This is a genomic window from Rhodoblastus sp. (assembly GCF_019449565.1).
Classification (GTDB): Bacteria; Pseudomonadota; Alphaproteobacteria; order Rhizobiales; family Beijerinckiaceae; genus Rhodoblastus.
In genome coordinates this window covers 33,242-49,764 of sequence record NZ_JAGRPM010000022.1, presented here as the reverse complement: position 1 = coordinate 49,764, position 16,523 = coordinate 33,242, and the positions used below count along the sequence as shown (strand labels likewise).

The 16,523-nt window shown below is 63.9% G+C and carries 14 protein-coding genes; all 14 read left to right on the top strand.

Features of this window, described 5'->3' with window-relative positions; translation table 11 throughout:
- Nucleotides 1-5: 5 nt before the first annotated feature.
- The 14 genes from QZ409_RS05010 to QZ409_RS04945 all read left to right on the top strand — a co-directional run bounded on the left by QZ409_RS05010 (nucleotide 6) and on the right by QZ409_RS04945 (nucleotide 16,501).
- Nucleotides 6-434 carry a Rieske (2Fe-2S) protein gene (locus QZ409_RS05010; protein ID WP_296707477.1) on the top strand — a complete coding sequence of 143 codons (429 nt, stop codon included), beginning with the start codon at nucleotides 6-8 and terminating at the stop codon, nucleotides 432-434.
- A gap of 17 nt (nucleotides 435-451) precedes the next feature.
- Nucleotides 452-1,204, top strand: a complete 753-nt coding sequence (locus QZ409_RS05005; protein ID WP_296707476.1) for a hypothetical protein — start codon at nucleotides 452-454, stop codon at nucleotides 1,202-1,204.
- Nucleotides 1,205-1,227: 23 nt separating this feature from the next.
- Nucleotides 1,228-1,551, top strand: coding sequence for an antibiotic biosynthesis monooxygenase (locus QZ409_RS05000; RefSeq protein ID WP_296707475.1), 324 nt, complete (start codon nucleotides 1,228-1,230; stop codon nucleotides 1,549-1,551).
- Between the two features lie 199 nt (nucleotides 1,552-1,750).
- Entirely contained in the window at nucleotides 1,751-2,620 is an 870-nt protein-coding gene (locus QZ409_RS04995) for a xanthine dehydrogenase (protein ID WP_296707474.1), read from the top strand.
- 15 nt (nucleotides 2,621-2,635) lie between these two features.
- Nucleotides 2,636-3,481 carry a ModD protein gene (gene modD, locus QZ409_RS04990; RefSeq protein ID WP_296707473.1) on the top strand — a complete coding sequence of 282 codons (846 nt, stop codon included), beginning with the start codon at nucleotides 2,636-2,638 and terminating at the stop codon, nucleotides 3,479-3,481.
- Nucleotides 3,482-3,757: 276 nt separating this feature from the next.
- On the top strand, nucleotides 3,758-5,587 hold the full coding sequence (gene nifA / locus QZ409_RS04985) for a nif-specific transcriptional activator NifA (RefSeq protein WP_296707472.1): 1,830 nt from the start codon (nucleotides 3,758-3,760) through the stop codon (nucleotides 5,585-5,587).
- 120 nt (nucleotides 5,588-5,707) lie between these two features.
- Nucleotides 5,708-6,466 carry a 4Fe4S-binding leucine-rich repeat protein gene (locus tag QZ409_RS04980; protein WP_296707471.1) on the top strand — a complete coding sequence of 253 codons (759 nt, stop codon included), beginning with the start codon at nucleotides 5,708-5,710 and terminating at the stop codon, nucleotides 6,464-6,466.
- A 242-nt stretch (nucleotides 6,467-6,708) separates the two neighbouring features.
- Nucleotides 6,709-7,560 carry an electron transfer flavoprotein subunit beta/FixA family protein gene (locus tag QZ409_RS04975; RefSeq protein WP_296707470.1) on the top strand — a complete coding sequence of 284 codons (852 nt, stop codon included), beginning with the start codon at nucleotides 6,709-6,711 and terminating at the stop codon, nucleotides 7,558-7,560.
- A gap of 30 nt (nucleotides 7,561-7,590) precedes the next feature.
- Nucleotides 7,591-8,697: an electron transfer flavoprotein subunit alpha/FixB family protein gene (locus QZ409_RS04970; protein ID WP_296707469.1), complete on the top strand. Its 1,107-nt coding sequence runs from the start codon at nucleotides 7,591-7,593 to the stop codon at nucleotides 8,695-8,697.
- 18 nt (nucleotides 8,698-8,715) lie between these two features.
- On the top strand, nucleotides 8,716-10,020 hold the full coding sequence (locus QZ409_RS04965; RefSeq protein WP_296707468.1) for an FAD-dependent oxidoreductase: 1,305 nt from the start codon (nucleotides 8,716-8,718) through the stop codon (nucleotides 10,018-10,020).
- Between the two features lie 37 nt (nucleotides 10,021-10,057).
- On the top strand, nucleotides 10,058-10,363 hold the full coding sequence (locus QZ409_RS04960; RefSeq protein ID WP_296707467.1) for a ferredoxin family protein: 306 nt from the start codon (nucleotides 10,058-10,060) through the stop codon (nucleotides 10,361-10,363).
- A 113-nt stretch (nucleotides 10,364-10,476) separates the two neighbouring features.
- Nucleotides 10,477-11,910, top strand: coding sequence for a coniferyl aldehyde dehydrogenase (locus QZ409_RS04955; protein ID WP_296707466.1), 1,434 nt, complete (start codon nucleotides 10,477-10,479; stop codon nucleotides 11,908-11,910).
- Nucleotides 11,911-12,137: 227 nt separating this feature from the next.
- Nucleotides 12,138-15,293: an efflux RND transporter permease subunit gene (locus QZ409_RS04950; protein WP_296707465.1), complete on the top strand. Its 3,156-nt coding sequence runs from the start codon at nucleotides 12,138-12,140 to the stop codon at nucleotides 15,291-15,293.
- Nucleotides 15,290-16,501 carry an efflux RND transporter periplasmic adaptor subunit gene (locus QZ409_RS04945; protein ID WP_296707464.1) on the top strand — a complete coding sequence of 404 codons (1,212 nt, stop codon included), beginning with the start codon at nucleotides 15,290-15,292 and terminating at the stop codon, nucleotides 16,499-16,501. The genes QZ409_RS04950 and QZ409_RS04945 overlap by 4 nt, the downstream gene beginning before the upstream one ends.
- Nucleotides 16,502-16,523: the final 22 nt, after the last annotated feature.

The window sequence follows — 16,523 nt, the reverse complement described above, 5'->3', positions numbered from 1 at the left end:
GATTCATGGACGAGCTTTACGCAATCTGCCGGACCTTCGAAATCGACGATAACGACGCCCGGGGCTTCACGCTCAAAAAGGCTGGCGGAGAGAATGGCGAAGGCACGCCCTGGTCGATCATGATCTCCCGCAAGGGCTCGAATTATTACGCCTTTGAAAACGCCTGCCCGCATCAGGGCAAGACGATCGACGGCGGCGGCGGCGAATTGATGGACGACGAAGGCAATTTCCTCGTCTGCCGCCACCACGGCGCGCAATTCGACCTCGACACCGGCCATTGCTTTTCCGGCCCCTGCCAGGGCAAGGCGCTGACGCCGATCAAGGTCGTGGTGGATGACGGCGACGTCTGCATCACGGGCGTCGAACTGGCCGAAGAAGACGGCCTCGACCTTGCCGATTCCGATGTGCCGGAAGTTGTGATCACTGGCGACTGAAATCCCGGAGCCCTAAAATGACAGACACGGCGGAACTCATCCGGCGCAAGCAGGCCATCAATCTCGCGGTCGTCCATTCGGACGCCGACGCCTTCATCGCCGCCTTTCCGGGCTGGCTTGAAATCACCGCCTTCATCAGCGCCCAGCGCGCGGGTGAGGCGACGGTTCCCGCCGACGGCGTCACCCCGGCGCTGACCCCGCTCCAACTCAAGAGCGGCGGCGTCGTCCATGTCGCCAAGGACGCCCTTTTCTCCTATTGCATGACTGCATCGCTCAAGGGCGACAAGGAAGCGGTCGACAAGGTCGAGCAAGGGCTGAAGGCGCTTTATGGCGACGACTTCCCCGGCGCCACGGCGATGTGGAGCTTCCGCTCCAAGATCGAAGAGCCGGTCTCGCTCGAAGATCATGTCGGACAAGCCGCGCAAAAAATGCTGGCCGGCGAGCCGCCGCCGCCGCCGATGCGCGCCGCCGAAAACTGGACCACCGGCCTTCGCTTTCTGGAAAAGGCGCGCAAGTCCAATTTCCCGCAGGAAATCATCTATCCCCTCGCCCTGTGGACGCGGGGCAGATGGAGCGAGACGCTCGAAAAAGGCATCGCCTTCCTGGCGCATATCGAGGATAATGTGCCGGTGTTGCGCGAGGTTCTCGACGAGCCCCGCAATGACGAGCCCTTTATCGCCAATGTGCTGCTGAAAATGGCGCCGGCCGTCGACCGCGAACTCAACGACGAGGCCCAGGGCTTCCTTAGGTCGCTGGCGCGACGCGGCTGAACCGCCCATAGCCCGGAGACCGCATGACTTTCATCGCCATGAACCGATTCCGTGTCGCGCTCGGCCGGGAGGCGGAATTCGAAACCATCTGGCGCAATCGGCAGAGCGACCTGCCGTCCATGCCCGGTTTCGTCGTGTTCCAGCTGTTGCGCGGACCAAGCGACGAGCAGGCGACCTTGTTCGTCTCCCATACCATTTGGGAGACACGCGGCGATTTCGAGGAATGGACGCGCTCGGAAGCCTTCCGACGCGCCCATTCCGGCGCGCCGAAAACGACCGGCCTCTATCTCGGCCCGCCGCAATTTGAAGGCTTCGAGGCCGTTATGGAGACGACCCGGTCAGCGTGACCAATGCCGACAGGATATGTTTCCTCATCAACACGACACGCGTGTATTCGACAAAACGAGCGCAAATTTGTGCGGAATGGCGCGATTCGAGCTCATTTCGCGGCGTTTTTTCTGGCCTGACTAATGCTTCAGAGTCTTTGTGCGGTCGCTCCGCGCGACTCGCGCCAAAAACTCAATAAGGCGATAGCGGAGGCGAGACATGAGCGCGACTGGATTTTCTGCCTTTTTTGCCGACAATTCGGCGCCCCTGGCCGTTATTCTCGGCACCAATGAAGTCGCCTCCGCCGTCGCCGTGAAGCTGCGCAAGGCGCATTTCAGCATCATCCTCAGCCACGACCCCTACCCGCCCGTCATCCGGCGCGGCATGGCCTTTTACGACGCCTTGTTCGACGATGTCGCCATCATCCATGGCGTGACCGGCGAGCGCGCCGAAACAGCGCTCGAACTCGCCGACGCCGCCTCGCGCAAGAACTGCATCGCCGTCACATCCTTGCAATTATGCGACCTGCTCGCCCTGCGCCGCATCCCCATCCTGATCGACGCGCGCATCCAGAAGCGCGTCGTCACGCCCGACTTCCGTTACTATGTCGGCCTGTCCGTGGGATTGGGCCCCAATTTCACCATTGGGGAGAACTGCGACATCGCCGTCGAAACTCTGCCTGCGAACGCGGGCGCGCTGGTCGCGGAGGGCTCGACGGCGGACGATGACGGCGAGCCTGATGCGCTTGGCGAAGTTGGGCGGGAGCGCTTTATCATCGCGCCCAGCGAGGGCGTGTGGCACACGCCGTTTGATATCGGTGCCACGGCCACGCGGGGCCAGAGCCTCGGCAATCTTGCCGGCATTTCCCTGCACGCTCCGATGGATGGCGTATTGCGCGGCGTCGCCCGCGACGGCGCCTTCGTTCCGGCGGGTGTCAAACTGATCGAAATCGATCCGCGGGGCCGGCGCGCCAAATGGACCGGACTGGATGCGCGCAGCCGCCTGATTGCGGATGCGACTCTGCTCGCGATCCGCGACGCGCAAAAGCGCCGCAAACGCGCGCCAGGCTTCGCGCAAACTCCTTTTTGAATCGACATTTTCGCCATGCCTCCGCAGATTCCCCGCGCCGAACTCGAACGCCTGCTTTTCGACGATGCGCCGCTTGGCGACCTCACCACCGATATGCTCGGACTTGGCGCCCGGCCGGGGCTGATGCGATTCTCCGCCCGCAACGCCATGGTCGCGGCCTTGACGGCCGAGGCCGCCGAGATCCTGACTCTTACGGGCGCGAGCGTGGAACTCTGCGCCGAAGACGGCCAGCGCCTTGAGCCGGGCGCCGAGATCCTTCGCGCCAGCGGACCGGCCAGCGCCTTGCTGCGCGGCTGGAAGGTCGCGCAAACGCTGATCGAGGTCTGGTCGGGCGTCGCCACTTCCGCGCGCGACATCGTGGAGGCGGCGCGCGCCGTCGCGCCGGACGTCTGCGTCGCCTGCACGCGCAAGAACACGCCGGGGGTGAAGGGCTTCGCCGTCGCGGCGGTCAAGGCCGGAGGCGCGGTCATGCATCGCCTCGGCCTGTCGGAGACGATTCTCGTCTTTCCCGAACATCGCGCCTTTCTGCCTGATGATTCGCTCATCGATATCGCCGCGCGCCTGCGCCGGGCCGCGCCGGAGAAAAAGTTGGTGATCGAGGTGGGCTGCGTCGAGGATGGCGTCTCCGCCGCGCAGGCTGGCTTCGACGTGATTCAGGCGGAGAAATTCGATCCCGCAAAAATCGAGGAACTCGTCGCGCGGACGCGCGTGCTTGCGCAACCGCCGGTCATCGCCGCGGCCGGCGGCGTCAAGGCGGCCAACGCGCGAGACTATGCGCTGGCGGGCGCGCAAGTCCTCGTGACCTCCGCGCCCTATTCCGCCCCGCCATGCGACGTTTCCGTCTGCATTTCGCCCATATAAAAGCCGTGTTTCAGCTGAGTTTTTGCCTGATTTTTTGAATGCTTCAAAAAAAGCGACATTTTTTGTTCAGCTTGCGACAAAAATGAGCGGCGCCATTTGATCTTGCTTGTTTTTTGGCGTTTGAAAGCCGTCATCGCAGGCTTATCCTGAGATCACACAAGCGATCTGGGCAAGGATGCCCCCAACGCGGATGTGACGCCTTCCATCCGTGTCTCGCGCTTTTTTCTATGTGGAGAAGACGATCTTTCGGGTCTGCGCGAATCGATCGGGAGCCGCATGATGGCAACAACGGAAAAAGTTCTCTTCGCGCCGGCTTACAAAGACGTAGCGCTTGCCGGCGTTTACGAAATATCCAAGATCCTCACCGGGGCGCAATCGCTGGAGCGGACGCTGGGCGCCGTGATCGCGGTGCTTTCCTCCTTCATGCAGATGCGACGCGGCTTCATTCTCGCGCTGGATGAAGACGGCGAGCCGGAAATCACGGCTTCGTCGGACGCCTCTCCCAAGCCCAATGGCGCCAAGACCCTGCTGCCGCAGAAAGTGATCGACCATATCGTCGCCACCGGCGTGCCGCTGGTGATCGAAGACGTTTCGATCCATCCCTATTTCACCGGCACGGCCTATCGCCATCTCCTGCCGCCGATGACCAAGGTCAGCTTCCTCGGTGTGCCGATCAAGGTCGACGGCGTCGCCAAGGGCACGCTGACCGTCGATCGCGAATGGAACAACAAGCTCGATTTCCGTCTCGAAGACGACGTGCGCATGTTGACCATGGTCGCCAATCTGGTCGGACAGGCGATGCGTATGCATGCGCTGATTGCGCGCGACCGTGATCGCCTGATCAAGGAACAGCACCGGCTGGAAAAGGCGCTGACCGACGTGCGCCTGCCGTCACCCAAGCCCTCGCCGCGCGGCAAGTCTGATTTCATCGTCGGCGAGAGCGCCGCGATCAAGGCGCTGCTGCAGCGGATCGAAGTCGCCGCGCGCTCCAACGCCACCATACTCCTGCGCGGCGAAACCGGCACCGGCAAGGAGCTGTTCGCCCGCGCCATTCACGAGAATTCGCCCCGCGCCAAGGGCGCTTTCGTCAAGGTCAATTGCGCGGCGCTGCCTGAGACGGTGATCGAATCCGAATTGTTCGGCCATGAGAAAGGCTCCTTCACCGGCGCGGTGAACCAGCGGATCGGCCGTTTCGAACTTGCGAATGGCGGCACGCTGTTCCTGGATGAAATCGGCGAGATTTCCGCCTCCTTCCAAGCCAAGCTGCTGCGCGTTCTGCAGGAGGGCGAATTCGAGCGCGTCGGCGGAACCAAGACGCTGAAGGTCGATGTGCGCATCGTCTGCGCCACCAATCGCAATCTTGAAGAAGCCGTGGCCCGCAATGATTTCCGGGCCGACCTGTATTACCGCATCAATGTCGTGACGCTGGTGACGCCGCCACTGCGCGAAAGGCCTGGCGACATCGAGCTGCTCGCCAAGCGCTTCCTCGACCAGTTTTCGCGCGAAAACGGCATCGACCACAGCTTCTCCATCAAGGCTCTCGACATTATTTCGCACTGCGCCTTCCCCGGCAATGTGCGCGAACTTGAGAACTGCGTCCGCCGCACCGCGACGCTGGCGAGCGGCGAGGAAATCCTCGAATCCGATCTCGCCTGCTGGCAGGGCTGCTGTCTTTCCGCCACCTTGTGGAAGGGCCATAACAATCTTGTCGGCCTGCACCCCCATCCGACGCCGCAACCGACATTGCCGCCCATCACGGCCATGCCCGCGCCCAAGGCCAAGGCGCCGCCGATGCCGGAACCTGTCGCCCCGCCGGCCGCCGCCGAGCCCTTTGTCGCGCCGGCGCCGATCGACGCCACGCCGGCATTGGCTGGGGCCTGCGCGGACCATGCCCTGGACGCCATGGAGCGCGGATTGCCCCATGAATGCCCGGCGCCCGACAACTGCCCGGTCGTTCATCCCACCAAGAGCGAACGCGAACGGCTGATCGAGGCGCTCGACAAGACCGGCTGGGTGCAGGCCAAGGCGGCGCGCCTGCTCGGCCTGACGCCGCGCCAGATCGGCTACGCCTTGCGCAAGCAGAATATCGACATCAAGAAATTCTGAACTCCCTGCGGCCCGTTTTGGCCAACTTCCTCACGGACGCGAGTCCGTGAGTTTTTTTGCCATCGGTCTGGCGCGGCCTTTGCTAACGCGATTCGATAGAACGAATTTGCGAGGCCGAGCATGGCGACAACCGAAGAGACGGAAGCCGCGGTCGATTGGACAGGCCGACCGTTCTCCTGCCAGGACTGCCCGCACAAGGATTTGCGCGCCGGCGGGCGCTGCGTGCTCGGCCGCATTTGCGTGCGCGACAAGCGCTCGAAGCGCATCGATGGCTTCTTCGCCGGCAATCCCGAGCTCGCCGGGGACTATCTCGACCATCTCTATTTTGAAGTCCGCGCGCTCGCCGCCAAATACGCCAATCCATTCCAGATCGCCCGCCTGATGAAGGACCGCGAGCCCGAGGTGCGCGCCATGGCGGCGCTGCGCCTGCCGATCGCCCGCGTCCGGGATATGAGCAAGGACAAGGATCGCGCGGTTCGGATCGCCTGCGCCCTGCGCCTCGAAGGCGCCGACCTCGTGGCTATGGCGCATGACGAGGACGAACATGTCCGCCTGACTGTCGTACGGCGGCTCGACCCTTCCCTGCTGCCGCTCATGTTCGACGACCCTTCCGCGACGGTGCGCCGCTATATCGTCGGGCGCGCGCCGCCCGATCGCCTGTTCGGCCTTTTGCACGACAGCGATCCGGTGGTCCGGCGCGAGGCGGCGGAGCGCGTGGCGCCGGACGCGCTGGCTCAGTTGCTGAACGACCCCGATCTGCGTGTGCGCTTCGTCGTCGCCGACCGCGCGCCGCGCGACGTCGCCCTCCGCCTGACCGACGACGAGGACCTCGAGGTGCGCGCGCGGGCGCGCGACCGCATGGCCGAGCCGAGCGCCTGACCGACAAAAAGGCGGGCGGCATACAAAGCCGCGTCGGTTCGCCAAGCCTTGACGAACACTTCTGTAGGAATGCTGACAGGTTCGTTTCGCGGTCGACGCGCCGTAAAAACAGGCGCCAATCTATCTCATTGTTTTTTAATATCTTAAATGACGCCAAGCGGGTTGGTACGGAGCTTGCGACGCCTCGCCCGAAATCAGCGTTCCTCGGTAAACGATTGCGGATGAAACCGCCGGAGGCGAATATGCATTTTGTCGTCTGCATCAAACAGGTTCCGGACTCGGCGCAGATCCGCGTCCATCCGGTGACCAACACGATCATGCGGCAAGGCGTGCCCACGATCATCAATCCCTATGACCTGTTCTCGCTCGAAGAAGCCCTTCGGCTTCGCGACAAGGTCGGCGGCGAAGTCACCGTCCTCACCATGGGCCCGCCGATGGCCTCCGATTCCCTGCGCAAGGCGCTGACGATCGGAGCCGACCGCGCCGTGCTGCTGACGGACCGTTTCTTCGCCGGCTCGGACACGCTGGCCACCACCTATGCGCTGGCCCAGGCGATCCGCAAAATCGGCGAGACCTTCGGGCCGCCGGACATTGTCTTCGCGGGCAAGCAAACCATTGACGGCGACACCGCCCAGGTTGGCCCCGGCATCGCCAAGCGCCTCGACATGCTCCAGCTCACCTATGTCTCCGGCATCGTCGATCTCGACAACGAGTCCCGCGTCATCAAGCTGGAGCGCCGCTCCGAAGGCGGCACGCAATTGCTGCAATCCCGGCTGCCCTGCATGATCACGATGCTGGAAGGCTCGAATGTCGTGCGGCGCGGCCGCATCGACGACGCCCTGCGCGCCGCCCGCGCCGAGATCGTCACCTGGAGCGCCAAGGACGCCGGCATCGAAGATCTGCAGCTCTGCGGCCTTCGCGGCTCGCCCACAGTGGTGAAAAAGGTGTTCGCGCCGCCGGCCCGCGCCGAAAAGGCCGCTTTGGTCGAAATCGGAGCGACGCCCGGCGACACCGCCGAAGCTTTCATCGAAGCGATTTTCGCCAAATCCCCCGCGCTTGAAGCCGATGTGGCCAAGCTCGCTTCCGGATTTTGACGCCGCCCGCAAGAATTTGAGGATGGGAACATGAGCGAACAGAAACCCGCGCCGCAGGCGGCAGGCAGCCGCGCTTCGATGAAGAAGGAGCTGCCGGAGAAATATCGCAACCACAAGCACGTCTGGGTCTATATCGAGATGGAGCGCGGCGTCGTGCATCCGGTCTCGTTCGAGCTGCTCGGCGAAGGCCGCAAGCTTGCCGACCAGCTTGGCGTCGATCTCGCCGGCGTCGTCATGGGCGCCCCGGGCGAGGACGTCAAACAGGCTGCGCGCGAAACCTTCGCCTATGGCGCCGACGTCGTCTACCTGGTCGAAAATCCGGTGCTCGCCGATTATCGCAACGAGCCCTATTCCAAGGCGCTGACCCAGCTGGTCAACGCGCACCAGCCGGAAATCTTGCTGCTTGGCGCGACCACGCTGGGCCGCGACCTCGCCGGCTCCGTGGCGACGACCCTGCTGACCGGCCTTACCGCCGATTGCACCGAATTGCGGGTGGACGACGACAAGTCGCTCGCCGCGACCCGTCCGACCTTCGGCGGCTCGCTGCTCTGCACGATCTACACCCTGAACTACCGCCCGCAGATGGCGACCGTGCGTCCGCGCGTCATGCCGATGCCGCCGCGTCAGGAAGGCCGCGAAGGCCGGATCGTTCCCTTCGTCACGGACCTGACCGAATCCGACATCATCACGAAGATCCTGAGCTTCATGCCGGATCGCGACTCCAACAAGTCGAACCTCTCCTTCGCCGACGTCGTCGTCGCCGGCGGCATGGGCCTGCAAAGCCCCGAAAATTTCCAGCTGGTCAAGAATCTCGCCGCCGTGCTCGGCGCCGAATTCGGCGCCTCGCGTCCGTTGATCCAGAAGGGCTGGGTCACGGCGGACCGCCAGATCGGCCAGACCGGCAAGACGATCCGGCCGAAGCTTTATATCGCCGCCGGCATTTCCGGCGCGATCCAGCATCGCGTCGGCGTCGAAGGCGCCGACATGATCGTGGCGATCAACACCGACAAGAACGCGCAAATTTTCGATTTCGCCCATCTTGGCATCGTGACTGACGCGATCCGCTTCCTGCCCGCTTTGACGGAAGCCTTCCGCAAGCGCCTTTCCCCCCATTCCAATGACCGGCTCGCCGGCTAATTGCAGGAGACGAAGACAATGATCGACGAAAAATTCGACGCGATCGTCATCGGCGCCGGCATGGCTGGCAACGCCGCCGCCTATACGATGGCCTCGCGCGGACTGAAGGTTCTCCAGCTTGAGCGCGGCGAATATCCGGGCTCCAAGAACGTGCAGGGCGGCATTCTCTATGCCGACATGCTCGAAAAGATCGTGCCCGATTTCCGCGAAGAGGCGCCGCTGGAGCGCCGCCTGATCGAGCAGCGCTTCTGGTTCATGACCGACAAGGCCCATACGGGCATGCATTATCGCTCCGACGAATTCAATGAGGAGCGTCCCAACCGCTACACCATCATCCGGTCGCAGTTCGACCGCTGGTTCGCGCGGCAGGCGCAGTCGAAGGGCGCCATCCTGCTCTGCGAAACCACCGCGATCGAACTGATCCGCGACGCCTATGGCAAGGTCGTTGGCGTGCGCACCGACCGTTCGGGCGGCCCGATCCACGCCGATGTCGTCGTGCTGGCGGAAGGCGTCAATGGTCTGCTCGGCACGCGCTCGGAACTGCGGCCGCGCCCCAGCGCGGCGCATGTCGCGCTCGCGGTCAAGGAAATGCACTTCCTGCCGCCGGAAGTCATCGAAGCCCGCTTCAACCTCAAGGGCGATGAAGGCGCGGTGATCGAAGCCGCCGGAACCATTTCCGAAGGCATGGCCGGAATGGGCTTCATCTATACCAACAAGGAAAGCATTTCGATCGGCATCGGCTGCCTGGTTTCTGATTTCGCGGAAAGCGAGACCTCGCCGGCGAAACTGCTCGACATCTTCAAAAAGCATCCCTCCGTCGCGCCGCTGATCGCCGGATCGGAAGTGAAGGAATATGCCGCGCATCTCATTCCGGAAGGCGGCTACAAGGCGGTCCCGCAATTATTCGGCGACGGCTGGGTGATCTGCGGCGACGCGGGCCAGCTCAACAACGCAATTCATCGCGAAGGCTCCAACCTCGCCATGACGTCGGGCCGTCTCGCCGGCGAAGCGATCTTCCAGATCAAGTCGCGCCGCGATGCGATGACCAAGGCCAATCTGTCGCTCTACAAGAAATTCCTCGACGAGAGCTTCGTGCTGAAAGACCTGAAGAAGTACAAGGATATGCCCGAGCTTCTTCACACCCAGGCCCAGAACCTCTTCCTCACCTATCCGCAGCTCGTCTCCAAGGCGATGGAGAATTTCCTCCGTGTCGACGGCAAGCCGAAGATCGAAAAGGAAAAGGACACGTTCCGCAATTTCCGCAAGGCGCGCGGCTTCGGGCTGATCGGCGACGCTTTCCGGATCGCCCGCGCCTGGCGCTGAATCTGGCGCTCAACAGCTTCTTCCAGCGAAAGGGGAGATGGTCATGTCTATCGAGGGCGAGTTCCAAAAGGTCGAGGAAAAGCTTTTCCAGAACCGCTATCTGGTCGATTCCGGCCAGCCGCATATCCTGGTCGCGCCGCATGAAAAGCCGTCCAAGAATCTGCTGGCCATGACCCATCTGTGCCCGGCCGGCTGCTATTCGCAGGCTGAATCCGGCCAGGTCGAACTGACCGCCGACGGCTGCCTGGAATGCGGCACCTGCCGCGTCTTGTGCGAAGAATCGGGCGACATCACCTGGAACTATCCGCGCGGCGGTTACGGCATCCTGTTCAAATTCGGCTAAGGCCAGGCGCCGCCCTTCGCAACGGCGAGGCTCCCCACAGGGGCGCGCGTCCGCGCATCCTCGCCAAAAGGCGACCGTCTGATATAATCGCGCTCTGCACGGCAGGAGCGCGCATGCAGATTGAGCGTAACATGACGGCCACGCCAGAAGGTATGGCCGAATTGCTGGCCCGGCAGCGCCGCGCCTTCCAGGATGAAGGCGCGCCATCCCATGATCAGCGCCGCGCCGACATCTCGCGCCTGCGCGACGCCTTGAAGCGCCGGGCAGCCGCCTTCGCCGCGGCCGTATCGGACGATTTCGGCGTGCGGGCGCGGCAGGAGACCTTGCTGGCGGATGTGTGGCCATCGCTCCAGGCCGCGCATCACGCTTTGCGGCATTTGCGGAGCTGGATGAAGCCGCGCCCTGTGCCGGTGGGGCTGGAGCTCATGCCGAGCCGCGCGCGCATCCTGTCGCAGCCGCTTGGCAATGTCGGGATCATTGTGCCCTGGAACTATCCGGTCCAGCTCGCGCTTTCACCTCTGATCGGCGCTCTCGCCGCCGGCAATCGCGTCATGCTCAAGCCCTCGGAGCTGACGCCCCGCACCTCGGACCTGCTGGCGGCCATGCTGGGCGAGCTGTTCCCCCAGGAGCAGGTCGCGGTCGTTCTCGGCGGCCCGGATGTCGGCGCCTCTTTCGCCAGCCTGCCTTTCGATCATCTGTTCTTCACCGGCTCGACCGCCGTGGGGCGGCGGGTGATGCAGGCGGCGGCGCAAAATCTAACCCCGGTCACGCTGGAACTGGGCGGCAAATCGCCCTGCGTCGTCGGGCCGGACGCCGATCTGGACCAGGCCGCGCTGCGAATCGCCAATGGCACATTGTTCAGCGCCGGGCAGACCTGCATCGCGCCCGATTACGCGCTGGTCCCTCGCGACAAACTCGAGAGCTTCGTCTCGGCCTTTGTAGCGGCGGCGAAAAAGCTCTATCCGACCCTTCGCACAAATCCGGATTACACCTCCATCGCCACGCCCGCGCATTATGCCCGGCTGGTCGGCGCGCTAGCCGAGGCGCGCGAGGCCGGCGCGCGGATCGTCGCCATCGCCCCGGCCGGAGAAGACGACATGGCGGCTGAGCGGAAGATCGCGCCGACCTTGCTGATCGACCCTCCCGACGATCTCATCCTGATGCGCGACGAAATTTTCGGGCCGATCCTGCCGGTGAAGACGTACGACAAGCTGGATGAGGCGATCGCCTTCATCAATGCGCGCCCCCGCCCGCTGGCGCTCTATTACTTCGGCGTGCACGCCGAAAGCCGCGACGTGGTCCTGTCCCGCACCATTTCCGGCGGCGTCACCATCAACGAAACCTTGTCGCATATCATCGTCGAGGGCCTGCCCTTCGGCGGCGTTGGCCCGTCCGGCATTGGCGCTTATCATGGCGAAGACGGCTTTCGCGTCTTTTCCCATCGCCGTGGCGTCTTCATGCAGGGACCGGTGGACACCAAAATGCTGCTGCGCCCGCCCTATGGCCGATTGTTCGCGGCGACCATCGGGTTCCTCATGCGGCGCTAGAGCCCCGATCCGATAGAATCGGATCGGGGCTCTAGCCTTTTGTTTTGACGCGTTTTCTTCACGCGAACCGGCATCCGCTTCGCTTGAAAACGCTATAAAGCATTGGCGCAAACACGCCCCTGCCGCTGCGCAAGCATTCGAACTCCGCTAGTGGCGGCGCGGCCGGCTAGAATGCTATAAAGCAGGTCGGGTTTTGATTCAGCCGCCAACGGGACTTCGATTTCCGCATGTGGATCGTCAGCATCGCGCTCAAGCGCCCCTATACCTTTCTGGTCATGGCGCTGACCATCGTGCTGGCCACGCCATACATGCTGTTGACCATGGCCACGGACATCCTTCCCGAGATCAATATCCCGGTCATCAGCATCATCTGGTCCTATTCCGGCCTGTCCGCACAGGAAATGGGCTATCGCATCACCGGCCCGAGCGAACGCATCCTCACCACGACGGTCAATAATATCGAACATATCGAATCGCAGACGCTTTCCGGCGTCGCAGTGGTGAAGATCTTCCTGCAGCAGGGCGCCAATCTGCAGACGGCGCTGGCCCAGACCGTCGCGACCGAACAATTCATGATCAAGTCGATGCCGCAGGGCACGACGCCGCCCATCGTGCTGACCTATTCGGCCTCGTCGATCCCGGTGATCCAGCTCGCGCTGTCGAGCAAGACGCTGGCCGAACAGGCCGTCAATGACGCGGCGATGAACAATCTGCGGCCGCAACTGGTGACCATTCCGGGCGTCGCCATTCCCGCCGCCTATGGCGGCAAGCAGCGCATCGTCTCGGTCGATATCGACACCGAGGCCCTGCTCGCCAAGGGGCTGTCGCCACTCGACATCGTCAACGCCGTCAACGCCCAGAACCTGATCCTGCCGTCAGGCACGGCGAAGATGGGGCCGACCGAATTCACCATCGGCATGAACGGCTCGCCGGACAATATCGAGGCCCTCAACGACCTGCCGGTGCGCACGCTCAACGGCGCGGTGACTTTTCTGCGCGAGGTCGCCCATGTCCGCGACGGCTTCTCGCCGCAGACCAATATCGTGCGCATCAATGGCGAGCGCGGCGCTCTGTTGTCGCTGCTCAAGACCGGCAACGCCTCCACCCTGAGCATTGTCGACAACCTCAAGGCCATGCTGCCCAGGGCGGAAAAGCTGCTGCCGGTCGGGATCGATGTGCGCCCGCTGTTCGATCAGTCGGTCTTCGTCAAGGCCGCCGTCTCGGGCGTGTTCCGCGAGGCGCTGATCGCGGCGGGCCTCACCGCCGCATTGATCCTGCTGTTCCTCGGCAACTGGCGTTCGACGTTGATCATCGCGGTGTCGATCCCGCTCTCGATCCTGTCCTCGCTGCTGGCGCTGCAATTCCTCGGCGAAACCATCAATATCATGACGCTCGGCGGCCTCGCTCTGGCGGTCGGCATTCTGGTGGACGACGCCACGGTCACGATCGAGAACATCGAACGCCACCTGCATCTGGGAACCGATCTCTACGACTCGATCTATGAAGGCGCCGGCGAAATCGCGCTGCCCGCCCTGGTTTCGACCCTGTGCATCTGCATCGTTTTCACGCCGATGTTCTTCCTGGCGGGCGTCTCGCGCTATCTGTTCGTGCCTTTGGCGGAGGCCGTGGTCTTCGCCATGATCGCGTCCTACATCCTGTCGCGCACGCTCGTCCCCACCTTGGCGCTCTTGCTGCTGCGCACGCCCGGCGCGGAAAGCGCGCGCAGGAACTGGTTCGAGCGCATCCACCACGGCTTCGACGCCGCCTTCGAACGGCTGCGCGGGGGCTATATTGTGCTGCTCAGCGTGCTGCTGACGCGCCGGCGCGCCTTCGGCCTGTCCTTCTTCGCCTTCTGCCTCGGCTCGCTCGGGCTGACCTTCGTGCTCGGCCAGGATTTCTTCCCCAGCGTCGACGGCTCGGCGATCCGCCTGCACATGCGCGCGCCCACCGGCACGCGCGTGGAGGAAACCGCGCGGCTCGCCGATCAAGTGGACCGATTCCTGCGCCAGACCATCCCCGCCAACGAGCTGGAGACGATTCTCGACAATATCGGCCTGCCCTATAGCGGCATCAACCTGTCCTATGGCAATTCCGGCGTCATCGGCACGCTCGACGCCGAGATCCTGATCGCGCTGAAGGAAGACCACCGCCCGGCGCATCTCTATATCGACGCGTTGCGCCGGACCCTGCCGGAGAAATTCCCCGGCGTGGAGTTCTTCTTCCAGCCGGCGGACATCGTCACGCAGATCCTCAATTTCGGCCTGCCCGCCGCAATCGACGTGCAGTTCCTTGGGCAGGATATGAATGTCAGCTTCGCCCATGCCGCGCGCGTGGCCGCCGAAATCCGCAAGCTGCCCGGCGCGGTGGACGTCCACATTCATCAGCGGCTCGACCAGCCGAGCATCAGGCTCCAAATGGACCGCACGCGCATGCAGCAGGTCAATATCAACGCCAATACGGTGGCGCAGAACCTGCTGATCTCGCTTTCCGGCAGCCAGCAGACGTCGCCCTCCTTCTGGCTCAGCCCCAAAAACGGCGTGTCCTACAATGTCACGGCGCAGACGCCGCAATATCGGATTTCGACGGTGGACGACCTGATGCGCACGCCTGTGATCAGTTCGACCGGCGCGCCGCAAATTCTCGGCAATCTCGCCCAGGCGCAGCCCGCGGTCGAGGCGGCGGTGATGTCGCGCTATAATCTCCGCCCGGCGATCGATATTTATGTCAGCGTCGAGGGCCGCGACCTCGGCGGCCTCACCCGCGATATCAACCGTCTGGTGAATGACGCGCGGCCCGACCTGCCGCGCGGCTATGACATCTACCTGCGCGGCCAGGCGCCGACCATGCAGGATTCCTATGTCGGCCTCGGCGTCGGCGTCGCCGTCGCCATCGTACTGGTCTATCTGCTGATCGTCGTCAATTTCCAGTCGCTGCTCGATCCGCTCATCATCATCAGCGCCTTGCCCGCCGCGCTCGCGGGCATCATCTGGATGCTGTTCCTGACCGGCACGCATCTTTCGGTGCCTGCCCTGACCGGCGCGATCATGACCACAGGCGTCGCCACGGCCAACAGCATCCTGCTCGTCTCCTTCGCGCGCGAGCGGCTGCACGCGGGCTCCCCGCCGCTGTCCGCCGCGCTGGAAGCTGGCGCGACGCGCATCAGGCCGGTGCTGATGACCGCTTTCGCCATGATCATCGGCATGATTCCGATGGCGCTCGGCCTCGGCGAGGGCGCCGAGCAGAACGCGCCACTCGGCCGCGCGGTGATCGGCGGTCTGCTTTTCGCCACTTTTTCCACCCTTCTGTTCGTGCCGCTGGTTTTCGCGGGGGCGCATAGCCTGCGCGCCCGCCGGACCAGTCAAGAGACGATGCCGCCACCGTGACCAAGACAACCCACGAAAATCTCGCCCTCCACAGCGACGACGGGCATCTGCATCTGCCGCGCCGCCAGCGGGTATGGCGCAACGCCCGGCGGGCCGGCGTGGTCGTTCTGGCGCTTCTGGCGCTCGGCGCCGTGCGCGTGTTGATGGGCCGGGCGACCAGCAGGGCGGAGCTGGAGACGCAATCGCTGGAAAGCCAGCGCATTTTCGTCAGGACCGCGACCCCCGTCCCGAGCAAGTCCGGCGGCATGCTGAGCCTGCCGGCCACGCTTCGCGGCGACAACGAGACCGCGATTTACGCGCGCGTCAGCGGCTATGTGCAAAGCTTCGCGGTCGAGATCGGCGCCCGCGTAACCACGGGGCAGCTTCTGGCCGAACTCGACACGCCCGAACTCGACCAGCAGGTGCGGCAAGCCGCCGCACAGCTTGAACAGGCCAAGGCCAATGTCGTGCTCGGCAAGGTCGCGCTCGACCGCTGGCAGAAGCTTTTCAAGGAAGATTCTGTCGCCCGGCAGGCTTTGGACGAAAAGCAGAACGCCTATGACACCGCCGTGGCCGCGCAGAACGCCGCCGCCGCGAACCTCCGGCAATTGCAGGCAACCACCGCCTTCAAACGAGTGCTCGCGCCCTTCGACGGCGTCATCACCGCCCGCAATGTCAATGTCGGCAATCTCGTCAACGCCGGCAGCGGCGGAGTCTCGCTGTTCTCGATGGCGACCACCGACCCGCTGCGCGTCTTCGTGGACGTGCCGCAGGCCTATGTGAACCTCGTGCCCCTGGGCGCCAAGGTCGCGGTGACGCAGCCGGAATTGCCGGGACAGAATTTTACGGCGACCGTCACGCATATCGCCGGCGCCATCGACGTCGCCACGCGCTCGCTGCGCGTCGAATTGATCCTGCCCAACGCCGAAGGGCGGCTGAAGCCCGGCGCCTATGTGCAGGTCGCCTTGCCGCTCACGCCCAAGGGGGCGCTGTCGATTCCCGCCAATACCCTGCTGTTCCGCGCCGAGGGGCCGAATGTCGCGGTCGTGGACGCTTCCGACACGATCCGCCTGCGCCCCGTGACCATCGCCCGCGACCTCGGCGCGACGCTGGAGATCTCGGCAGGCGTCGAGGCGGACGACCGCATCGTGATCAACCCGCCGGATTCGCTGATCAATGGCGAGGGCGTGAGTATCGTCCCGGCGCCGACTCCAGGTGCGGCGAAATAGGCGAACCAGCGCGCATGTAAAA